The 18,699-nt window shown below is 61.8% G+C and carries 19 protein-coding genes; 6 read left to right on the top strand and 13 right to left on the bottom strand.

Translation table 11 applies throughout. The annotated features are described in order from the left end of the window. Both JNO51_RS08555 and JNO51_RS08560 read left to right on the top strand, forming a co-directional pair. Positions 1-1,224, top strand: coding sequence for a multifunctional CCA addition/repair protein (locus tag JNO51_RS08555; protein ID WP_215782684.1), 1,224 nt, complete (start codon positions 1-3; stop codon positions 1,222-1,224). A 3-nt stretch (positions 1,225-1,227) separates the two neighbouring features. Further along, complete coding sequence (locus tag JNO51_RS08560; RefSeq protein WP_215782590.1) at positions 1,228-1,797, top strand: GNAT family N-acetyltransferase; 570 nt, start codon at positions 1,228-1,230, stop codon at positions 1,795-1,797. Here the strand turns inward: JNO51_RS08560 and JNO51_RS08565 are convergent. The 9 genes from JNO51_RS08565 to ald all read right to left on the bottom strand — a co-directional run bounded on the left by JNO51_RS08565 (position 1,779) and on the right by ald (position 11,291). Further along, positions 1,779-2,579 (bottom strand): RNA methyltransferase, encoded by an 801-nt coding sequence (locus JNO51_RS08565; RefSeq protein WP_252346216.1) that lies wholly within the window; start codon positions 2,577-2,579, stop codon positions 1,779-1,781. The genes JNO51_RS08560 and JNO51_RS08565 overlap by 19 nt on opposite strands. After that, positions 2,572-3,900 (bottom strand): HDOD domain-containing protein, encoded by a 1,329-nt coding sequence (locus tag JNO51_RS08570; RefSeq protein WP_215782591.1) that lies wholly within the window; start codon positions 3,898-3,900, stop codon positions 2,572-2,574. Before JNO51_RS08570 ends, JNO51_RS08565 begins: the two co-directional genes overlap by 8 nt. Then, on the bottom strand, positions 3,887-4,618 hold the full coding sequence (locus tag JNO51_RS08575; protein WP_252346217.1) for a class I SAM-dependent methyltransferase: 732 nt from the start codon (positions 4,616-4,618) through the stop codon (positions 3,887-3,889). Before JNO51_RS08575 ends, JNO51_RS08570 begins: the two co-directional genes overlap by 14 nt. A gap of 23 nt (positions 4,619-4,641) precedes the next feature. Beyond that, entirely contained in the window at positions 4,642-5,538 is an 897-nt protein-coding gene (gene motB / locus JNO51_RS08580) for a flagellar motor protein MotB (protein WP_215782592.1), read from the bottom strand. A gap of 12 nt (positions 5,539-5,550) precedes the next feature. Continuing rightward, entirely contained in the window at positions 5,551-6,411 is an 861-nt protein-coding gene (motA, locus tag JNO51_RS08585; protein ID WP_215782593.1) for a flagellar motor stator protein MotA, read from the bottom strand. 161 nt (positions 6,412-6,572) lie between these two features. Next, entirely contained in the window at positions 6,573-7,937 is a 1,365-nt protein-coding gene (locus JNO51_RS08590) for an aspartate aminotransferase family protein (protein ID WP_215782594.1), read from the bottom strand. A 69-nt stretch (positions 7,938-8,006) separates the two neighbouring features. Beyond that, positions 8,007-9,341, bottom strand: a complete 1,335-nt coding sequence (locus tag JNO51_RS08595; RefSeq protein ID WP_215782595.1) for a glutamine synthetase family protein — start codon at positions 9,339-9,341, stop codon at positions 8,007-8,009. A gap of 56 nt (positions 9,342-9,397) precedes the next feature. After that, positions 9,398-10,153: a gamma-glutamyl-gamma-aminobutyrate hydrolase family protein gene (locus JNO51_RS08600; RefSeq protein ID WP_215782596.1), complete on the bottom strand. Its 756-nt coding sequence runs from the start codon at positions 10,151-10,153 to the stop codon at positions 9,398-9,400. Between the two features lie 13 nt (positions 10,154-10,166). After that, the gene (gene ald, locus JNO51_RS08605; RefSeq protein ID WP_215782597.1) at positions 10,167-11,291 is read right to left on the bottom strand and encodes an alanine dehydrogenase; all 1,125 of its coding nucleotides are present in this window, start codon (positions 11,289-11,291) and stop codon (positions 10,167-10,169) included. A gap of 304 nt (positions 11,292-11,595) precedes the next feature. Between ald and JNO51_RS08610 the strand changes: the two genes are divergently transcribed. Both JNO51_RS08610 and JNO51_RS08615 read left to right on the top strand, forming a co-directional pair. Further along, entirely contained in the window at positions 11,596-12,141 is a 546-nt protein-coding gene (locus tag JNO51_RS08610) for a cupin domain-containing protein (protein ID WP_215782598.1), read from the top strand. Positions 12,142-12,213: 72 nt separating this feature from the next. Next, on the top strand, positions 12,214-13,704 hold the full coding sequence (locus tag JNO51_RS08615; RefSeq protein WP_215782599.1) for an aldehyde dehydrogenase: 1,491 nt from the start codon (positions 12,214-12,216) through the stop codon (positions 13,702-13,704). Positions 13,705-13,999: 295 nt separating this feature from the next. Here the strand turns inward: JNO51_RS08615 and JNO51_RS08620 are convergent, their stop codons facing one another. The 4 genes from JNO51_RS08620 to JNO51_RS08635 all read right to left on the bottom strand — a co-directional run bounded on the left by JNO51_RS08620 (position 14,000) and on the right by JNO51_RS08635 (position 16,622). Then, positions 14,000-14,230 (bottom strand): zinc ribbon domain-containing protein, encoded by a 231-nt coding sequence (locus JNO51_RS08620; RefSeq protein WP_215782600.1) that lies wholly within the window; start codon positions 14,228-14,230, stop codon positions 14,000-14,002. A 12-nt stretch (positions 14,231-14,242) separates the two neighbouring features. Continuing rightward, on the bottom strand, positions 14,243-14,614 hold the full coding sequence (locus JNO51_RS08625; RefSeq protein ID WP_252346218.1) for a group II truncated hemoglobin: 372 nt from the start codon (positions 14,612-14,614) through the stop codon (positions 14,243-14,245). 30 nt (positions 14,615-14,644) lie between these two features. Continuing rightward, positions 14,645-15,067 carry a tetratricopeptide repeat protein gene (locus JNO51_RS08630; protein WP_215782602.1) on the bottom strand — a complete coding sequence of 141 codons (423 nt, stop codon included), beginning with the start codon at positions 15,065-15,067 and terminating at the stop codon, positions 14,645-14,647. 82 nt (positions 15,068-15,149) lie between these two features. After that, complete coding sequence (locus tag JNO51_RS08635) at positions 15,150-16,622, bottom strand: cobyric acid synthase (RefSeq protein ID WP_215782603.1); 1,473 nt, start codon at positions 16,620-16,622, stop codon at positions 15,150-15,152. Positions 16,623-16,725: 103 nt separating this feature from the next. Here JNO51_RS08635 and cbiB point away from each other — a divergent pair, with 103 nt between their 5' ends. Beyond that, positions 16,726-17,664, top strand: a complete 939-nt coding sequence (gene cbiB, locus JNO51_RS08640; protein WP_215782604.1) for an adenosylcobinamide-phosphate synthase CbiB — start codon at positions 16,726-16,728, stop codon at positions 17,662-17,664. Further along, a complete protein-coding gene (cobD, locus tag JNO51_RS08645) occupies positions 17,657-18,649 on the top strand; it encodes a threonine-phosphate decarboxylase CobD (protein ID WP_215782605.1) in 993 nt (330 codons plus the stop codon). The genes cbiB and cobD overlap by 8 nt, the downstream gene beginning before the upstream one ends. Positions 18,650-18,699: the final 50 nt, after the last annotated feature.

An 18,699-nucleotide genomic window follows, 5' to 3' on the forward strand; every position in this document is an offset into this window, starting at 1 on the left:
ATTCAGGCCTATGTCGTCGGTGGTGCCGTGCGCGATCAGCTGCTCGGCCTGCCTGCCGGCGACCGTGACTGGGTGGTGGTCGGCGCCACGCCGGCGTGGATGCTCTCGCAGGGCTTTCGCCCGGTCGGCAAGGATTTCCCGGTATTCCTGCACCCGCAGACGCAGGAGGAATATGCCTTGGCACGCACCGAGCGCAAGACCGCACCGGGCTACCATGGCTTCACCTTCCATGCCGCCCCCGATGTCACGCTGGAGCAGGACCTGGCCCGGCGCGACCTGACCATTAACGCCATGGCCATGAGCCCGCAAGGCGAGCTGATCGATCCGTTCAACGGTCAGGCTGACCTGGCCGCCGGTCTGCTGCGCCATGTCAGCCCGGCCTTCGCCGAAGATCCGGTGCGAATATTGCGGGCTGCTCGCTTTGCCGCCCGCTTCAATTTCCAGCCGGCCGGCGAAACCCTGCAGCTCATGCGTGACATGACAGCCAATGGCGAAGTCGATGCCCTGGTGGCCGAACGCGTCTGGCAGGAGATGTCTCGCGCACTGATGACCGACACGCCCTCGCGCTTCTTTGCCCTGCTGCGCCAGTGTGGCGCCCTGGTACGCATCATGCCGGAGGTCGATGCGCTGTTTGGCGTGCCACAACCCCCGCAGCACCACCCGGAGGTCGACACCGGCATTCATGTGATGCAGGCGCTGGATTATGCGGCCCGTCACGACATGCCGCTGGCCACCCGCTTTGCCGTCCTCTGCCATGATCTGGGCAAGGCGCTTACCCCGCGGGACATCCTGCCACGCCACATTGGCCACGAGTCACGTGGCGAACAGCCCTTGCTGAACTTGTGTGAGCGGCTGCGCATACCGGCCGAGTGCCGTGACCTGGCGCGCATCACCGTCCTGCAGCACACCAACGCCCACCGAGCCGGCGAACTGCGCGCCGCCACCGTGCTCAAGCTGTTCAAGGCTTGTGACGCCTTGCGCCGCCCCGAGCGCTTCCGTCAGATGCTGGATGCCTGCCTGGCCGACGCCCGCGGTCGTACCGGTTTCGACACTTGCGACTATCCGCAGGCAGACTGGCTGGCCGGCATGCTTGATGCCGCCCGGTCACTGAATGCCGGTGCCCTGGCCAGTCAGCTGACCGATAAAAGCCAACTGCCACAGCGCATTGATGAGGCCCGAATCGAACTCATCGAGCAATGGCGACGACAGCACCTGCCGGCATGAGTCATGATCCCCCGCGTCCTCGACACCGCCCGACTGATTCTGCGCGAATGGCAAGCGGAGGATCTGCCCGCCCTGCGCGAGCTGAATGCCGATCCGGTCGTCATGGCCCACTTCCCGGCTCCGCTCAGCGCCAGGCAGAGCGATGCCCTCGTCGCAAGACTGCAGCAGCGGATGATTCAGCAGGGGTGGGGATTCTGGGCGCTGGAGCGCAAGCGGGATGGCGAATGTCTGGGCTTCTGTGGTCTGAACCAGCCGGCCTGGCAAGCCCACTTCACACCATGCGTCGAGATCGGCTGGCGGCTGGCCCGGGCTCACTGGGGTAAAGGCTATGCACGAGAAGCCGCCCGCGCGGTCTTGCGCTACGGCTTCGATCAGTTGCAGCTCGCCGAGATCGTCGCCTTCACCGTACCGGCCAATCAGCGTTCCAGGGCCGTCATGCAGGCCATCGGGATGCAACGGGACGACACGGGCGATTTTCTCCATCCGCAGTTACCGGCAGACCACCCGCTGGCACCCCATGTACTCTACCGGCTGAATGCCGCGTGCTGGCGGACTCAGGCCGGCGAGAGCTGACGAACCCGTTCAAACAGACAGAGCGTGGCCGCCATGGCCACATTCAGCGACTCGGCATACCCAGGCATCGGAATGCGCACCCGGGCATCCGCCGCATCATGCAAGTCCGCCGACACCCCTGCACCTTCATTGCCGAACACGAAGGCCACATTGCCGGAGAGGTCCTGCTGATACAGCGAACGATCCCCGGCCAGACTGGTCACCAGGCGCACCCCGTCGAACTGCTGCAGCACCGACAGCAAATCCGCCTGTTCATGCAGCGCCAGATAGAAGTGCGCCCCCATGCCGGCACGCAAGACCTTGGGCGCATACACGTCAACACAACCGGCACTGAGAAATACCTCGGTCACGCCGGCTGCGGCGGCCGAGCGCAGGATGGTGCCCATATTGCCCGGATCCTGGATATCTTCCAGCAACAAGCAGGATCGGCCCGTGATGACGGGTGGCACCGGTCGCTGGCAGATAGCCAGCAGCTCGGGCGCACTGGTCAGCGCAGTCACGCGCGCAAACAAGCCCTCATCCAGCTCGAAAACGGCAACACCGGCAGGCAGGCGCTGCAGCAAGGCCAGCACCTCAGCCTTGCCCAAAGCCTGGCGATTGACGAACAACTGCGTGCAGACCACCCCGGCGGCCAGCGCGGTCTGCACCAGATGAATCCCCTCCGCCACCAGCAAGCCTTGCTTGCGGCGCTCACGGGCATGCTCAATCAGGCGCACCAGCTGTTTGAGGGTATCGTTCTGGGCAGAGGAAATGACTTTGATGGACGGCTGCATGTCAGGCATGGCGGCCTGTGAGCGCCGCCACCAACTCCTTGAAACGTTGATAGACCGAGGCGTCGAGATGAATCTGCTCGTCACCGTAGTCAACGAAGAACACCCCGACCAGCTGATGGCCGGAGAACACCGTCATGGCGGCAAACTCGCCGCCGGGATGCATGCGGAAAAACTCGTCCGGATAGCTGGCAGCCAGCTTGGCTCGTGCCCCCTCGGGCGCATGAAAGCTCTGCGGCTTACTGCTCAGCACGGCAAAAAACGAGCCCGGCTCCAGTGTCACGGCATGGTTACGCAAGGGATGATCCGCCGCCAGGCCGACCTGATAGCGCAGCTTCAGACAATGCGCATCGTTGTCGTAACGCAGGAACATCACATGGCGCAAGCGCAGATCCTGCGCCAGATGACGCACGGTATCGCGCAAGGCGACATCCAGCTCGCCCTCCTCGTCATGCGGCGCAATGGCATGCATTTCCGGCTGATGGAACTCACCGGGCAGCATCATGAATTCGCGCAGCGGATAGCTATAAGACGGCGCTCGCGGCGAGCGGGCCACATGCAGGCAGGCGTAGGGCACCACGCTGTAGGCCACATTGGCACTGACACCGATCAGCCGGGCCGCAGCCTCCACCCCGGCCCACCACTGGGAACGCCAGGCGCCCTGCACCAGACCATTGGCCGTGGCGACCGCCAGCCGCAACAGTTGCTTGCGCCGCGACACACCGCCATCGGTGGCGATGATATTCAGCAGCCCCATCGGCAAGGGAATGGTCTTGACGAACTGTTCGAGCACTTTCGGGTAATCCATGCCGAACACTTCAGACACTTCCTGCAACAGCGGGCGCTCCGCCGTGCGATTGCTGTAAAGCAGATAGAAGCAGGCAGGCAGGTTATAAATCAGCGCACCGATGTAGCAATCTTCCACCTTGTGCTCGCCGGCCAGCGACAGCCAGTCCTTGGCGATGATGGCAGCAACCCGACCATGCGCCAGCCACAGACCAATGTCCTCCACCACGCCAGGATGCAGACGTCCGGTCACCGGCTCCAGCACCGTGAGCGAATTAAAACGACTGACCACCGGCTCCAGGCCGATCAGCATCATCGCCTGTTCAATGGAGGGCATGCTTTCATTGCGTTGCAGGGCGCGAGAGCCGCCGACAACACGAATCAGGTCGAACAGCAGCAAGGGATCGGAAAGCGTCAGGTTGGCCAGATCAGAAAAATTGATCAGATCACTATGGCGCGCACATGCCTGGCGCAGGTCCGCCATCGTACCCGGCAAGATCGGCCAGCGCCGGGCGGCAATCGAATTGAGCCAACTATTCAGTTCCATGCGCGGCCCGCCACAACAACAAGGACTGTTGCAAACGCCCGGACAGCGGCAAGCGCTGTTCCGGCTCGACACCTGGCACGGCGAAGGTATTGCTGATCAACATGGCCCCCGGTCTGGCTTGCATTTGAAATTTGTCCCATACCCTTTTCATCGGTGCCGGCGAGAGAAACACATAGACGGAATCGTAGTCTTGCCAGTTGACCCGCCAGAAATCCGACAACGCCACACGCACATTGGCCGGACGGCCGGCCCGCAGCCAGCGCAACCTCGCCAGACAGAAGCTGCCCCAGGCATTCTCCAGGGCATGCACCTGCAGATCCGGTCGCAGACTGGCCAGACGCAAGGCCAGCCGGGCATCGCCCGCCCCGGCTTCCAGCACCACGCCCTGCTCGGGCAACACCGCGGCCAGCTGCTGTGCCACTTCCTCGCTCGACCGATACAGCGGCACCCTGGCCAGCCAGGCATTGCGACCGAAGGCCAGGGTCAACAAAAAGGCCAGCATGAACAGCCAGGCCGGCAGGCCAGACTGACTGACCAGCACCGCCAGCGGCAACGGCAGGCCCTGCAACAGCACCGCCACACCCCGACTGCGACAAACGCGCGCCAGCAGGCAGGCAAACACACTGGCCAGCAACGCCCAGCGCCAGACATGCGCCAGGGGGGCCACAAAATACCAGGCCAGCAAGGCAGCCAGCAACTGAATCGCCAGGGCGCGCAACAGCCGCCACAGGGCGGAAGCAATCAGTGCAATTCTCCCTGCGGCTGCGAAGCCGCATCGATCGGACCGATCGGCTCATTATTGAGTGCCGGTTTGACCCCGTCATTCAGGATGGTCTGCTCGGCGTCTTTATTCAGTACCACGATGGTGATACGCCGGTTCTCGGCGGCAAACACATTGCCGTGAATCAGCGGGTCCGCATCAGCCAGTCCGACCACCCGCAGCACCTTGTCCGACCCCAGGCCCCCGGCCACCAGCTCACGGCGGGCGGCATTGGCCCGGTCGGCGGACAGCTCCCAGTTGCTGTAGCCACCGAGGCCACCGCTATATGGCGTCGAGTCGGTATGACCGGAAATGCTCAGATGGTTGGGCAATTGATTCAAATCCTTGGCCAGGGCCTGCAGCAAGGCACTGGTCGCTGGCAGCATGGTTGAGCTGCCGGAGGCGAACATCGGCCGGTTCTGGTCATCGACAATCTGGATGCGCAGCCCCTCAGGCGTCATCTCCAGCTTGAGCTGGTTCTTGTAGGCCTTGAGCTGCACACTGGCTTCGATGGTTTGCTGGATTTTCTTCTGCAGCTGGGTCAGCTGGGCCTTCTCCTTGGCCGGGTCCGACTGGGGGCTTTTCTTCACCTGACCGGACTTGCGCGTCAGATCGGTACCGCCACCCTTGACCAGCGCCGTCGCATCGCCGGTTCCCTGCCCGCCGGACAAGGCCACCTTGAGCGGGGTCTTGAAGTACTCGGCAATCCCGTCCAGCGTGCCCTGCGACACGGAGCCCAACAACCACATCAGCAGGAAGAACGCCATCATGGCCGTCACAAAGTCGGCATAGGCAATCTTCCAGGCACCCCCGTGATGGCCGTGGCCACCCTTCTTGATGCGTTTGACGATAATGGGCCGTTGCGATTCATCTGCCATGACGGACCTCTTTTAGCGATTCTTGGCCTGTTTGACGTGATCTTCCAGTTCCTTGAAGGACGGACGATCATGCGAAGACAGCGCCTTGCGACCGAACTCCACCGCCACCTGCGGCGCATAGCCGTTCAGACTGGCCAGAATGGTGACCTTGATGGTCTGGAATACCCGGGTACCGTCGGCGAGACGATGTTCGAGAATCGTCCCCAGCGGGCCGACGAAGCCATAGGAAAGCAAAATCCCGAGGAAGGTCCCCACCAGCGCGTGGGCAATCAGCAGACCCAGCTCGGCCGGCGGAATCCCCACCGATTCCATGGTGTGCACCACCCCCATCACCGCGGCCACAATACCGAAGGCCGGCATCCCGTCGGCAATGGCCTTGACGGCCGAAACCGGGATCTCGCCCTCGTGGTGATGGGTTTCGATTTCCACATCCATCAGGTTTTCAATTTCAAAGGCATTCAGATTGCCGCCCACCATCAGGCGCAGATAATCACAAATAAATTCAACGACATGATGATCTTTTGCGACGATTGGATATTTACTGAAAACCGGGCTGGCTTCGGGGTTGTCGACATCGTTTTCAATCGACATCAGGCCTTCCTTGCGCACCTTGGCAAGAATCTCATAGAGCATGGCAAACAGCTCCATGTAGAAGGCCTTGTTGTAGGGTGAGCCCTTGAAGACCTGAGGAAAGGCCTTGAGGGTGGCCTTCATCGCCGGACCGCCGTTGGCCACCACAAAGGCACCACCGGCCGCACCGCCGATCATCATGAGTTCAATGGGCTGGATCAGTGCCGCAAGATGCCCGCCAGCCATGACAAAGCCACCGAGCGTGGAAAGAAGGATCACCACATAGCCGATACCGACAAACATGCGTCACTGCCCCATAGTTTTAGTAGACGGTCAAGCCATTTTAATGACTATCTATTTTTATTTTTAACTAAAATAGCGGATTTGATTATACCAAATCCGCTATTGAAGGCGCAAAGCAGAAATCAGATATAACTAACTATACCTTAGTCAAAGTCATTCAATTAAAAAAGCACCTCTTTTTCGAAAGTCTCGACGCAACGCGCGGCCACAGACAGCATCTTGTCGATTTCTTCCTTGGTGATCACCAGTGGCGGCGCCGACACAATATGATCACCGCATGCGCGCATGATCAGGTTGTTGCGGAAGAAAATGTCGCGGCACTTCATACCCATGTTGCCCCAGTCCGGGAACAGTTCACGCTTGCTGCGATCCTTGACCAGCGTAAAGGCCTGGATCAGCCCGACACCGCGGATATCGTCAACATGCTCGAAATTGCCGAAAGTCTCGCGCCAGCGCTTCTGCATATACGGACCGGTTTCATTCTTGACGCGCTCGATGATGCCTTCGTCGCGCAAGGCACGCACATTCGCCTGGGCCACGGCCGCCGCGACCGGATGACCGGAGTAAGTAAAGCCGTGATTGAAATCGCCACCGGCCAGCAGCCCCTCGGCCACGCGATCACCGACAAACACCGCACCAATCGGCAGATAGCCCGAGGACAAGCCCTTGGCCGTGGTGAAAATATCCGGACGGAAACCCAGCAACTGGTGACCGAACCATTCGCCAGTACGGCCAAAACCACAGATCACCTCATCCGCCACCAGCAGGACATCGTACTTGCGGCAAATACGCTCCACTTCCGGCCAGTAGGTCGACGGCGGAATGATCACCCCGCCCGCCCCCTGAATCGGCTCACCAACAAAGGCGGCCACCTTGTCGGCACCGATCTCCAGAATCTTGTCCTCGACCCAGCGGGCGGCCTGCAGACCAAACTCTTCCGGCGTCATGTCCTTGCCATGCTTGTACCACCAGGGTTGCTCGACATGCGCAATGCCCGGAATCGGCAGATCGCCCTGCTCGTGCATATAGCTCATGCCACCCAGGCTGGCCCCGCCAATGGTCGAGCCGTGATAACCGTTCCAGCGACCGATCAGGGTCTTCTTCTGCGGCTTGCCCTGGGTGTCCCAGTAATGACGCACCATGCGCATCATGGTATCCACCGACTCCGAACCGGAGTTGGTATAGAACACATGACTGTAACCGGCCGGCGTCACCTCATTCAGCAGCGAGGACAATTCCACCACAGCCGGATGAGTGGTCTTGAAAAAGGTGTTGTAGTAGGCCAGCTCTTCCATCTGCTTCTTGGCGACTTCCGGCAGATCCTTGCGGCCATAACCGATGTTCACACACCACAGACCGGCCATGCCGTCCATGATTTTGTTGCCTTCCGAATCCCACAGATAAATACCGTCAGCGTGGGTGATGACGCGCGCACCCTGCTGATTGAGCGACTGCATGTCGGAAAACGGATGCAGGTGGTGGGCGGCGTCCTGTTGACGCAGGGTTTCGGTATTGTGCTGCTTCATCTGGTTTCTCCTGTTGATTCCCCTGCAGCCGGCGCGGGCCGGCTGCGCTCACGGCGTTGCGTTTCAGCCTTATACGTGCAACAGCAGGAACTTGCGCTCCCACGGACTGATCACGCGGAAATACTCCGAAAATTCCTTTTCTTTCAGGGCGACGTACATGCGCACAAAACGCGGCCCCAGCACCTCGGCCAGCTCCGGACACTCGCGCAGCTTGGCCAGCGCCTCCTCGGAGCCATGCGGGAACTGGAACGGCAGCTCGTAGGCATCACTCTGGCAAGGCTCTGAAGCCGGAATCTTGTTGATCATGCCGAGATAGCCGCAGGCCAGCGTGGCCGCCATGGCAATATAGGGATTGGCATCCACGCCCGGCACGCGGTTCTCCACGCGACGCGCCTGCGGCGAAGAATGCGGCACACGGAAGGCTACCGTCCGGTTGTCATAGCCCCACTGCACATTGGTCGGTGCGGCGGTATAGCGCGACAGGCGGCGGAAGGAATTCACAAACGGCGCAAACAGCGGCATGGCATGCGGCAGATAGGTCTGCAGGCCACCGATGAAGTGGAAGAAGTGCTCCGACGGCGAGCCATCTTCATTGGTGAAAATGTTCTTGCCGGTCGACCGGTTGATGATGCTCTGATGGATATGCATCGCACTGCCGGGTTCATTCTCCATCGGCTTGGCCATGAAGGTGGCGTACATATTGTGGCGGAAGGCCGCCTCGCGTACCGTGCGCTTGAACAGGAACACCTGATCGGCCAGCGCCACGGCATTGCCGTGCAGGAAGTTGATTTCCATCTGGGCGGTGCCGATCTCGTGAATCAGCGTATCCACCTCCAGCCCCTGTGCGTGGCAGAAGTCGTAGATATCCTCGAACAGCGGGTCAAACTCGTTGACGGCGTCGATCGAGTAAGAGCGCCGGCCGAACTCGGCACGGCCGGTACGCCCGACCGGCGGCGCCAGCGGAATGTCCGGATCCGGATTGGGCGACAGCAGATAAAACTCCATCTCCGGGGCCACGACCGGCTCCCAGTCGTGCTGGTCGTAGAGTGACAGCACACGCTTGAGCACATTGCGCGGCGAGACATCCACCGGCGTGCCGTCGGAGCGGGTGCATTCGTAAATCATCTGGGCGGTCGGATCGGCGGCCCAGGGCACAAAGCGCAGCGAACTCTCGTCCGGATACAGCACCATGTCCGGGTCCGTCACATCCAGGTAGCTGTCATCGGGATAATCACCCGTCACGGTCTGAATCAGTACCGCCTCGGGCAAGCGCATTTCCGGATCGCTGATAAATTTGTCACGCGGCACGATCTTGCCACGCGCCACGCCGGTCATGTCCGGCAAGATACACTCGACTTCGGTGATGTGGTGCTCGCGCATCCACTCGATGATCTCGTTGTTCATACAGAATCCCTCTATTTCAGTTGTCGGCCGTTAAAACGGCTCTGAAGACGCGCCGCTCAGCGGCTGCGTTGGGCACGGCGGGCGCGGCAGGCATCGCCGAACGCCTTGAAAATCGCCATGGAAACCGGATTGTCGGCAAACTTCCACTCGGGGTGCCACTGCACGGCCATCGCAAAGGCCCGCGCTTCGGGCACGCTGAAGGCCTCGACCAGGCCATCATCGGACAGGGCCTCGGCACGCAGGGACGGGCCGAGACGACGCACCCCCTGACCATGCAGGGAATTCACCTGGGCCTCCGCCACCGACAGCCATTGCCGGAACAGACTGTCCTGCGGGAAATGGACGGCATGCGCCGGCGCATACTTCACCGCCATGTCGTCGACCTCCGGTTCGCGATGATCGCGAAAACCGGGCTGCTCATGCACATACTGGAACAGCTCGCCGCCCAGGGCGACGTTCATTTCCTGGAAGCCACGGCAGATACCCAGTACGGGAATGCCGCGTTCGATCAGATGGGGAATCAGGGGCAGCGTGGTAGCGTCACGCGCCGGATCAGTGGGATTGCCGGGACGGCTGGGTTCGCCGTTGTAGTGATGGGGTTCAATATTGGATGGCGAGCCGGGAAGCAGCACGCCGTCGACCAGATCCAGAATCGCCTCGCGATGGGCAGGGTCCCCCATCGCCGGAATCAGGATGGGGACCCCCCCCGCACCGCCCGCCGCGGCGGCGATATATTTATCGCCGACCGCGTGGAACGGCAGCAGGCCGATCATCTTGTTATCACAAGGAATACCGATAATCGCTTGCTGCATGCCTACCTCTTTATCAGGAAGACGCCTTGATGGCCTCGATCGGATCAACGTACTGATAACCCAGATCCTTGGCAACCGCTTGGTAAGTCACCTTGCCACGGCAGATGTTCAGACCGTTGCGCAGATGAACGTTGTCGAGCAAGGCACCCGCCCAGCCCTTGTTGGCCAGTTCCAGCGCAAACGGCAAGGTGGCATTGGACAGCGCCAGCGTCGAGGTACGCGCCACACCGCCCGGCATATTGGCCACACAGTAGTGAACCACACCGTCGACCACATAGATCGGCTCCTGATGCGTCGTGGCATGACTGGTCTCGAAGCAACCACCCTGGTCAATCGCCACATCCACCAGCACGGCACCCGGCAACATCTTCTTCAGCATCGGACGGGTCACCAGCTTCGGCGCCAGTGCGCCCGGCACCAGCACGGCACCGACCACCAGATCAGCTGCTTCACATTGTTCTTCGATGTTCGAGGTATTGGATACCAGGGTCTTGATGCGACCCTCGAAGATCATGTCGATTTCTTTCAGACGATTCAGCGACTTGTCCAGAATCGTGACATCGGCACCCATGCCCATGGCCATGCGAGCCGCGTTGAGGCCCACGACACCACCACCGATGACCACCACCTTGGCCGGTGCCACGCCCGGCACACCGCCCATCAGCACACCACGGCCGCCCTGAGCCTTTTCCAGCGCATGCGCGCCGGCCTGGATCGCCATGCGACCAGCCACTTCGGACATCGGCGCCAGCAGCGGCAGGCCGCCACGGTCATCGGTCACCGTTTCATAGGCCACGGCAATCGCGCCCGACTCGATCAGCAGACGGGTCTGCTCGGGATCCGGTGCCAGGTGCAGGTAGGTAAACAGAATCTGGCCCGGACGCAGCATGCGGCATTCCACCGGCTGCGGCTCCTTGACCTTGATGATCATCTCAGCCTGATCGAAGACAGCCTTGGCGCTCGGCGCAATCGACGCACCAGCGGCAATGTATTGCTCATCGGTAAAGCCGATCGCCAGGCCGGCCTGGGTTTCGACCAGTACCTTGTGGCCGTGGGCGATCATTTCACGGGCACCGGACGGCGTCAGACCAACGCGATACTCGTGATTCTTAATCTCCTTCGGAACGCCGATTAACATACTTCTCTCCTGTGATTGATGTCTGGGTTCGGTATTGAGCGCAGGGCCTGCCGGGCATGAATCAGGCCACGGGACAGCCGTTTAATAAAATTTACATGCCACTTGCTGTCTGATACTGATTTTGACTATAAAATCTGCGTATTGCAAAGGACTATCGATTTTGCATTGCAGCAAGCTACCACGATTGCATCAACCAGCACATCACGGTAACGTCTAAAATTATTAACATCAACACACCAGTGAAAAACCGCCCGGCTTCAGCCACACAACCCCAGCACGGGCAGGCACAAGACGAGGAAGCACAATGGATGTAGGCGCACGCCTGAGAATGGTACGAGACCGCTACGGACTCTCGCAGCGGGAGCTGGCAAAACGCGCAGGCGTGACCAACGGCACCATCTCCCTGATCGAGCAAAACCGGGTCAGCCCCTCGATCAGCTCGCTGAAAAAGGTGCTGGAGGGACTGCCGATGACCCTGGCAGACTTCTTTACCTTCGACGCCGAACCCCAAACCCCGAAAGTCTTCTACCAGGCCGACGAACTGCCCAACCTGGGCAACGATCAGATCCGCTTTCTGCTGGTAGGCACGGCGCATGATCATCGCGACATCGCCATCCTGCGCGAACATTACGAACCCGGCGCCGATACCGGCCCGGATATGCTGATGCACGAAGGCCAGGAGGGTGGCGTGGTCATCAGCGGACAAATTGAAGTGACGGTCAACGGCGAAAGCCGCACCCTCGGACCGGGAGATGCCTACTACTTCGACAGCCGCCTGCCCCATCGCTTCCGCAATGTGGGCGAAGGCATCTGCGAGGTCGTCAGCGCCAGCTCGCCCCCCACATTCTGACCAAACCGCCCTGAGACCGGCAGTGTCCGGCCCGCCAGCGGCAATGGCAACACAACGACAAAGGAGATGGAGATGGGTCTTTCCCATGCAGACTGGCAAGCCCGAGCCGCAAACCTGCGGATCGAAGGCCGCGCATTCATCAATGGCGCCTATCAGGACGCCCATGATGGCAAACGCTTTCCCGCCATCAATCCGGCAACCGGCGCCAGCCTGGGCGACATCGCCTGGTGCGGCCAGGCCGAGGTCGACAATGCCGTTGCCGCAGCGCGCATGGCTTTTGACCATGGCGACTGGGCCCATCTGGCGCCACGCGAGCGCGCGCGCATTCTCAAACGCTTCGCCGGGCTGATGCGCCAGCACCTGGAAGAGCTGGCCCTGCTGGAAACCCTGGATGCCGGCAAGCCGATCGGCGACACCCTGAGTGTCGACGTCCCCGGCGCCGCCTACTGCACCGAGTGGTTTGCCGAGGCCATCGACAAGGTCGGCGGCGAGCTCGCACCGGTCGACCCCAGCCTGGTCGGCCTGGTCAGCCGTGAAGCGATTGGCGTGGTGGCAGCCATCGTGCCATGGAACTTCCCGATCCTGATGGCCAGCTGGAAATTCGGCCCGGCGCTGGCTGCCGGCAACGCCGTCATCCTCAAGCCTTCAGAAAAATCACCGTTGACGGCCATTCGTCTTGGCCAGCTGGCCAAGGAAGCCGGCATCCCCGACGGCATCTTTCAGGTACTGCCGGGGGCGGGCGATGTCGGCAAGCTGCTGGCCCTGCACCTGGACGTTGACTGCGTCGCCTTTACCGGCTCGACCGCGGTCGGCAAGCTGATTGCCGGTTATGCCGCCCAATCCAACCTCAAGCGTGTCTGGCTGGAACTGGGCGGCAAGAGTCCGAACATCATCCTCAAGGACTGCAAGGACATCAGCGCCGCCGCCCGGGCCGCGGCCGGCGCCATCTTCTACAACATGGGTGAAATGTGTACCGCCGGCTCACGGGTACTGGTACAACGCGAGATCCGTGACACCTTCCTCGCCGAGCTGAAAAAAGCCGCCGCACGCTACACCCCGGGCGACCCGCTCGACCCTGACACCCGCATGGGCGCCATCGTCGACCGCATCCAGTACGACAAAGTGCTGTCCTACATCGACAAGGGCCAGAGCGAGGGCGCCAAACTGCTCAATGGCGGACGCGCCGCCAACCTGCACCCCCAGGGCCTGTTCATCGAGCCGACCATTTTTGACTGCGAGCGCCCTGACCTGACCATCTGCCGCGAAGAGATTTTCGGACCAGTGCTGTCGGTGATCACCTTCGACACCATCGACCAGGCTGTCCACATCGCCAATGACACTGAATATGGTCTGGCTGCTGCCGTGTGGACGGCCGATCTGAGCACCGCCCACCAGGTGTCGCGCCGCCTGCGCGCCGGCACAGTCTGGGTCAACTGCTACGACGAAGGCGGGGACATGAACTTCCCGTTCGGCGGCTTCAAACAATCCGGCAACGGCCGCGACAAGTCGCTGCACGCACTGGAAAAATACACCGAGCTGAAGAGCACATTGATCAAGCTGTGATTTAGCTGCAAAAACGCAAAACGCCATGCAAAATTGCATGGCGTTTTTTTAATTTGCCAGTTTATATCACTACATTTTCGACCAAATGATAGTCGATATCACTATATGATGTTTGAAATTCTAAACACCATTCCCCGGCCTTGCGCCCATCACCCTGATGCCATGAACGTCGCATATTTGCCACACCCCTCACCCAGCACCCGCTGCGTACCGACAAAACAAATTAATGCTCACGTGAGCAAATAAAAAGCCGGGAATCACCCGGCCAGATAAAACACGATGCGGCAGAGGCGCCTCACCCCGCTTCGACCACCTGCAGGCGCGTCTGGACACGAGCACGCGACTTCAGCTCATTGCACTGCGGACAAAACCAGTTACTGGCACCACAGGCCTGCAGCCGCTCCAGCTCGGCACCACAATCCAGGCACCGTCCCTGCACGCGGAAAGCCTGTGCACAGCTCGGGCAGCGCCACTGCCGCCCTTCCGGCAGCAACTCGGTCTGATCAACGGGACAGACTTTTTCCATGGCATTTCTCCATCAACGATTGCGCATGAAATCTGCCGTGTCATAAAACGCGGCCAGCAACTTTTCTTTCAGCGCCTCTTCCACAATCAGTTCACTGACTGCCTGGCGCATACAGAACATCCACTGATCGCGCGCGGCTTCATCCACGGCAAAGGGCAGGTGGCGCATGCGCAGCCGCGGGTGGCCGAAGGCCTCGACATACAGCTGCGGCCCGCCCAGCCAGCCGGAAAGAAACATGAACAGTTTCTGGCGCGAACCGGACAAGTCCGCCGGATGCATGGCCCGCAGGGCAGCCACTGCAGGCTCCTGGTCCATGATGTCGTAGAAGCGGTCACACAACCAGCGCACCACCCCCTCGCCCCCCAGCAACTGATAAGGCGTCATGAGCTGAACATCCTGCATGCCACCCCCGCCTCAGCTGCGCAGCAGCGCCAGATACTTGTCGTCTTCGCCGTCGAAGATCTCTTCACCGGCCGCATCCAGGGCATCCCGCAAACATTCGCGCGCTTCTTCCAGTTGCCCCTGCTCGAATAGCACCTGTCCCATGCGCAAATCGATATAGGCATTGCCCAGACCGCCCGGACAGGTCAGCGCATAGTCCAGCTCGGCCTCCGCCTCGGCAAAACGACCGGCAAAGAAATGGACGTCGGCCATGGCAATCTTGATCCAGGTCGCGGCCTCCCAGGCACGCTGCGGATCGGGCAACAAGGCCCAGGCCCTGGCATACTCGTCCAGCGCCAGCGCCAGTTCATCCGTTTCGGTGAAATGATCACCCTGGGTACAGTGTTGCTCGATGGCCTGGTAAACCTTGGCGTCAAGCCGAATATCCGATGACATGTTCATTCCTGTCTGTGCAATCTCTACAATCCCGCCATGATACGCGAGCCACCATCAAAAAGGCGCCGGACCTTGGAACGCGTCAGGCGCCCAGCCCCGGCAGCACGGCACTCAGACGCACCAGATCGAGATGTGCCTCCAGCGAATCTGCCAGCCGGTCAATGTGCTGCTGGCGCAGAGCCGGGTAATCGATGACTTCAGCCCTCGCCAGGCCCGCCCAATCCAGCAGGGACTGCAAAGCCTGCGGGTGATCGAACAGTCCATGCAAATACGTGGCCATGATCTGCCCGTCTTGCGACATCGCCCCGTCGCATTTGTCCGCCAGCAGCACCGCAGGCCGGTCCAGTGCCGGACCTTGCGTCACCCCCATGTGAATCTCGTAACCGGTGACCGAGGCCCCGCTGCCCGCCAGTACCCCTTCCACCCGGGTCAGACATTTCTCGGCTGCCAGCGTGGTTTCCATGTCCAGCAAACCCAGCCCCGGGCAACTGCCCGGGGCCCCCTCCAGCCCGAGCGGATCATGAATCTGCCCGCCGAGCATCTGATACCCGCCGCAAATGCCGATCAATTTACCGCCATAGCGCAGATGACGCCGGATCGCCGGCGCCCAGCCATGCTGGTGCAGCCAGGCCAGATCATCGCGCACGCTCTTGCTGCCCGGCAGGATCATCAGATCGGCCGGCGGCACCGGCTGCCCCGGCCCCACCAGGGTCAGTTCAACCTGGGGATGCAGACGCAAGGGGTCAAAATCAGTGTGATTGCTGATGCGCGGATAGACCGGTGCCACCACGCGCAGGACCGCACGCCCGGTACCGGCTTCGGCCGAGCCTTTCTGGCTGATGCTGTCCTCGGCCTCGATATGCAAGCCCATCAGATAGGGCAAGACCCCGAGCACCGGCTTGCCGGTCTTCTGCACCAGCCAGTCCAGCCCCGGCTGCAGCAGAGCGATGTCACCGCGAAAGCGATTGATGACAAACCCCACCACCCGCTGGCGCTCGCTGGGCGACAGCAATTCGAGCGTACCGACCAGATGGGCAAACACCCCGCCGCGATCAATGTCCGCCACCAGCAACACCGGGCAATCGACCGCCTCGGCAAAGCCCATATTGGCAATATCGCCCTCGCGCAGATTGATCTCTGCCGGGCTGCCGGCCCCTTCCACCACCACGCACTGATACTGTTCGGCCAGCCGGTGAAACGACGCCAGCACCGCCTCACGGGCCTTGGGCTTGTAGGCGTGATAGGGCACGGCATCCATATTGCCGATCGAACGCCCCTGGATGATGACCTGTGATCCCATATTGCTGTTCGGCTTGAGCAAGACCGGGTTCATATCGGTATGCGGCTCAATGCCACACGCCAGGGCCTGCACCGCCTGCGAGCGTCCGATTTCGCCGCCATCCACGGTCACGGCACTATTGAGCGCCATATTTTGCGGCTTGAATGGCGCAACGCGGACACCGCGCCGGGCCAGCAGACGGCACAGCCCGGCGGCCAGCGTACTCTTGCCGGCGTCCGAGGTGGTGCCCTGGATCATCAGGGTTTTTGCAGACATGATTTGATCTCCGGACGCGCATTTTTCTTGCACTCGTCCTAGAATGGCGACTTTTTCCATGACCCATTCGGGTCGCAAGAGCCGAATTATATAGGCCGACAAAGTGATCAACGCCAGTTTTCTTTTGCTTGCCCTGCTGCTCGACCGCCTGCTGGCCGAACCGCGCCGCTACCATCCGCTGGTTGGATTCGGCCGCCTGACGCAAGGCGTAGAAGCCATGTTCTACCCGCGCCACCCCGACACCGAACCGGCCTGGCGCATGCGCCTGCGCGGGCTCTGCGGCATTAGCCTGCTGTTGCTGCCCCTGACACTGCTGGCCTGGGCCCTCGCCCGTCTGCCGCTGCTGGGCAACGCCGTCGCCGTGCTGTTGCTGTACCTGGCCATTGGCGCACAAAGCCTGGCACAGCACGCCGAAGCGGTGGCCAGTGCGCTGGAGCAGCACGATTTGCCGCTGGCACGCCAGCGGGTCGGCATGATCGTCAGCCGCCAGACCGACGAGCTGACAGAAAGCCAGATTGCGCGCGCCACGGTCGAATCCGTCCTGGAAAACGGCGGTGACGCCGTGTTTTCCGCACTGTTCTGGTTTCTGCTGGCCGGCGCTCCCGGCGTGGTGCTCTACCGGCTGGCCAACACGCTGGACGCCATGTGGGGCTATCGCAATCAGCGCTACCAGTACTTCGGCTGGGCCGCGGCACGCTTCGATGACCTGCTGAACCTGATTCCGGCGCGACTGACCGCGCTGACCTATGTCCTGCTGGGCAACACCCGTGTCGGCTGGCGCTGCTGGATGGCACAGGCCTCGACCTGGTACAGCCCGAATGCCGGGCCGGTCATGGCCGCCGGCGCCGGCGCCCTGAATCTCTCGCTGGGCGGCGCGGCGGTATACCACGGCAAGATCAAGGCGCGCCCCGCCCTCGGCGCCGGGCGCGAGCCAGAAATGGCCGACATCCGCCGCGCCGTCGCCCTGGTCCGGCGCGGCATGTGGGCCTGGGGACTGCTGGGACTGCTGGCCGCATTGTGCTGGGGAGGCTGGCATGCTTAAGCACGGAGGGGGACTGCGCGCCGCCGCGCGACAATACGGTATCGCCCTGGAAGACTGGGTCGACCTCTCGACCGGCCTCAACCCGCATGGCTGGCCTGTTCCGGCCATCGAGGCCAGTAGCTGGCAGCGCCTGCCGGAGCTGGACGACGGTCTGGAGCAAGCCGCCAGTGACTTCTACGCGGCGCCACAACCACTGGCCGTGGCCGGCTCGCAAGCCGCCATCCAGACCCTGCCGCGCCTGCGCCCGCCCTGCCGGGTCGGCATGCTGACACTGACCTACGCAGAACACCCGTACGCCTGGCAAAAGCAGGGACACCATGTTCTGCGCCTGGCACCGGAAGACATTGATGCCGCGCTGCCGCAAGTGGACGTGCTGCAGCTGTGCACCCCCAACAATCCGACCGGCTGGCTGCCCGAGCCGGCCCAACTGCGCGAATGGCATGCGCGCCTGCGTCAACGCGACGGCTGGCTGGTGCTGGATGAAACCTTCCTCGACGTCACACCGGAACGCAGCCTGCTGCCGCTGGCTGGACAGCCCGGCCTGATCATCCTGCGCTCCATCGGCAAATTCTTTGGCCTGGCCGGCGCGCGCGCCGGCTTTGTTTTTGCCTGGCCAGCGCTGATCGAGGCACTGCAGGACGAGCTCGGCCCCTGGACCCTGGCCGGCCCGGCACGCCAGGCCGTCAGAATGGCCTTGCAGGACCGGGCCTGGCAGGCGGCCATGCGCCAGCGCCTGCCGGCCGAAAGTGACCGGCTGGCCACGCTGCTGCGCCGGCATGGCCTGGCGCCAGGCGGGTCCACGCCGCTATTCCAGTGGGTGTGCCATCCGCAAGCGGCCATGCTGCATCGGCAATTGGCCAGCCAGGGCATCCTCACCCGCTTATTCGACGCGCCGCCAAGCCTGCGTTTCGGTCTGCCAGCGCAAGAAAGTGACTGGGCGCGACTGGATCAGGCGCTGGCCAGCTTCACCCTGGTCAAAAGCTAACGCCGGCGGCACAGGCAAACGATTGCCTGTGCCGCCGGAGGATACTCCCC

It is taken from the genome of Paludibacterium sp. B53371 (assembly GCF_018802765.1).
In the GTDB taxonomy this organism is placed as follows: Bacteria; Pseudomonadota; Gammaproteobacteria; order Burkholderiales; family Chromobacteriaceae; genus Paludibacterium.

Bases quoted from the DNA above. Each gene is read 5' to 3' on its own strand.
- JNO51_RS08560 (WP_215782590.1), top strand. From the start codon at position 1,228: ATGATCCCCCGCGTCCTCGACACCGCCCGACTGATTCTGCGCGAATGG.
- JNO51_RS08565 (WP_252346216.1), bottom strand. From the start codon at position 2,579: ATGCCTGACATGCAGCCGTCCATCAAAGTCATTTCCTCTGCCCAGAAC.
- JNO51_RS08570 (WP_215782591.1), bottom strand. From the start codon at position 3,900: ATGGAACTGAATAGTTGGCTCAATTCGATTGCCGCCCGGCGCTGGCCG.
- motB (WP_215782592.1), bottom strand. From the start codon at position 5,538: ATGGCAGATGAATCGCAACGGCCCATTATCGTCAAACGCATCAAGAAG.
- motA (WP_215782593.1), bottom strand. From the start codon at position 6,411: ATGTTTGTCGGTATCGGCTATGTGGTGATCCTTCTTTCCACGCTCGGT.
- JNO51_RS08590 (WP_215782594.1), bottom strand. From the start codon at position 7,937: ATGAAGCAGCACAATACCGAAACCCTGCGTCAACAGGACGCCGCCCAC.
- JNO51_RS08595 (WP_215782595.1), bottom strand. From the start codon at position 9,341: ATGAACAACGAGATCATCGAGTGGATGCGCGAGCACCACATCACCGAA.
- JNO51_RS08600 (WP_215782596.1), bottom strand. From the start codon at position 10,153: ATGCAGCAAGCGATTATCGGTATTCCTTGTGATAACAAGATGATCGGC.
- ald (WP_215782597.1), bottom strand. From the start codon at position 11,291: ATGTTAATCGGCGTTCCGAAGGAGATTAAGAATCACGAGTATCGCGTT.
- JNO51_RS08610 (WP_215782598.1), top strand. From the start codon at position 11,596: ATGGATGTAGGCGCACGCCTGAGAATGGTACGAGACCGCTACGGACTC.
- JNO51_RS08615 (WP_215782599.1), top strand. From the start codon at position 12,214: ATGGGTCTTTCCCATGCAGACTGGCAAGCCCGAGCCGCAAACCTGCGG.
- JNO51_RS08620 (WP_215782600.1), bottom strand. From the start codon at position 14,230: ATGGAAAAAGTCTGTCCCGTTGATCAGACCGAGTTGCTGCCGGAAGGG.
- JNO51_RS08625 (WP_252346218.1), bottom strand. From the start codon at position 14,614: ATGACGCCTTATCAGTTGCTGGGGGGCGAGGGGGTGGTGCGCTGGTTG.
- JNO51_RS08630 (WP_215782602.1), bottom strand. From the start codon at position 15,067: ATGTCATCGGATATTCGGCTTGACGCCAAGGTTTACCAGGCCATCGAG.
- JNO51_RS08635 (WP_215782603.1), bottom strand. From the start codon at position 16,622: ATGTCTGCAAAAACCCTGATGATCCAGGGCACCACCTCGGACGCCGGC.
- cobD (WP_215782605.1), top strand. From the start codon at position 17,657: ATGCTTAAGCACGGAGGGGGACTGCGCGCCGCCGCGCGACAATACGGT.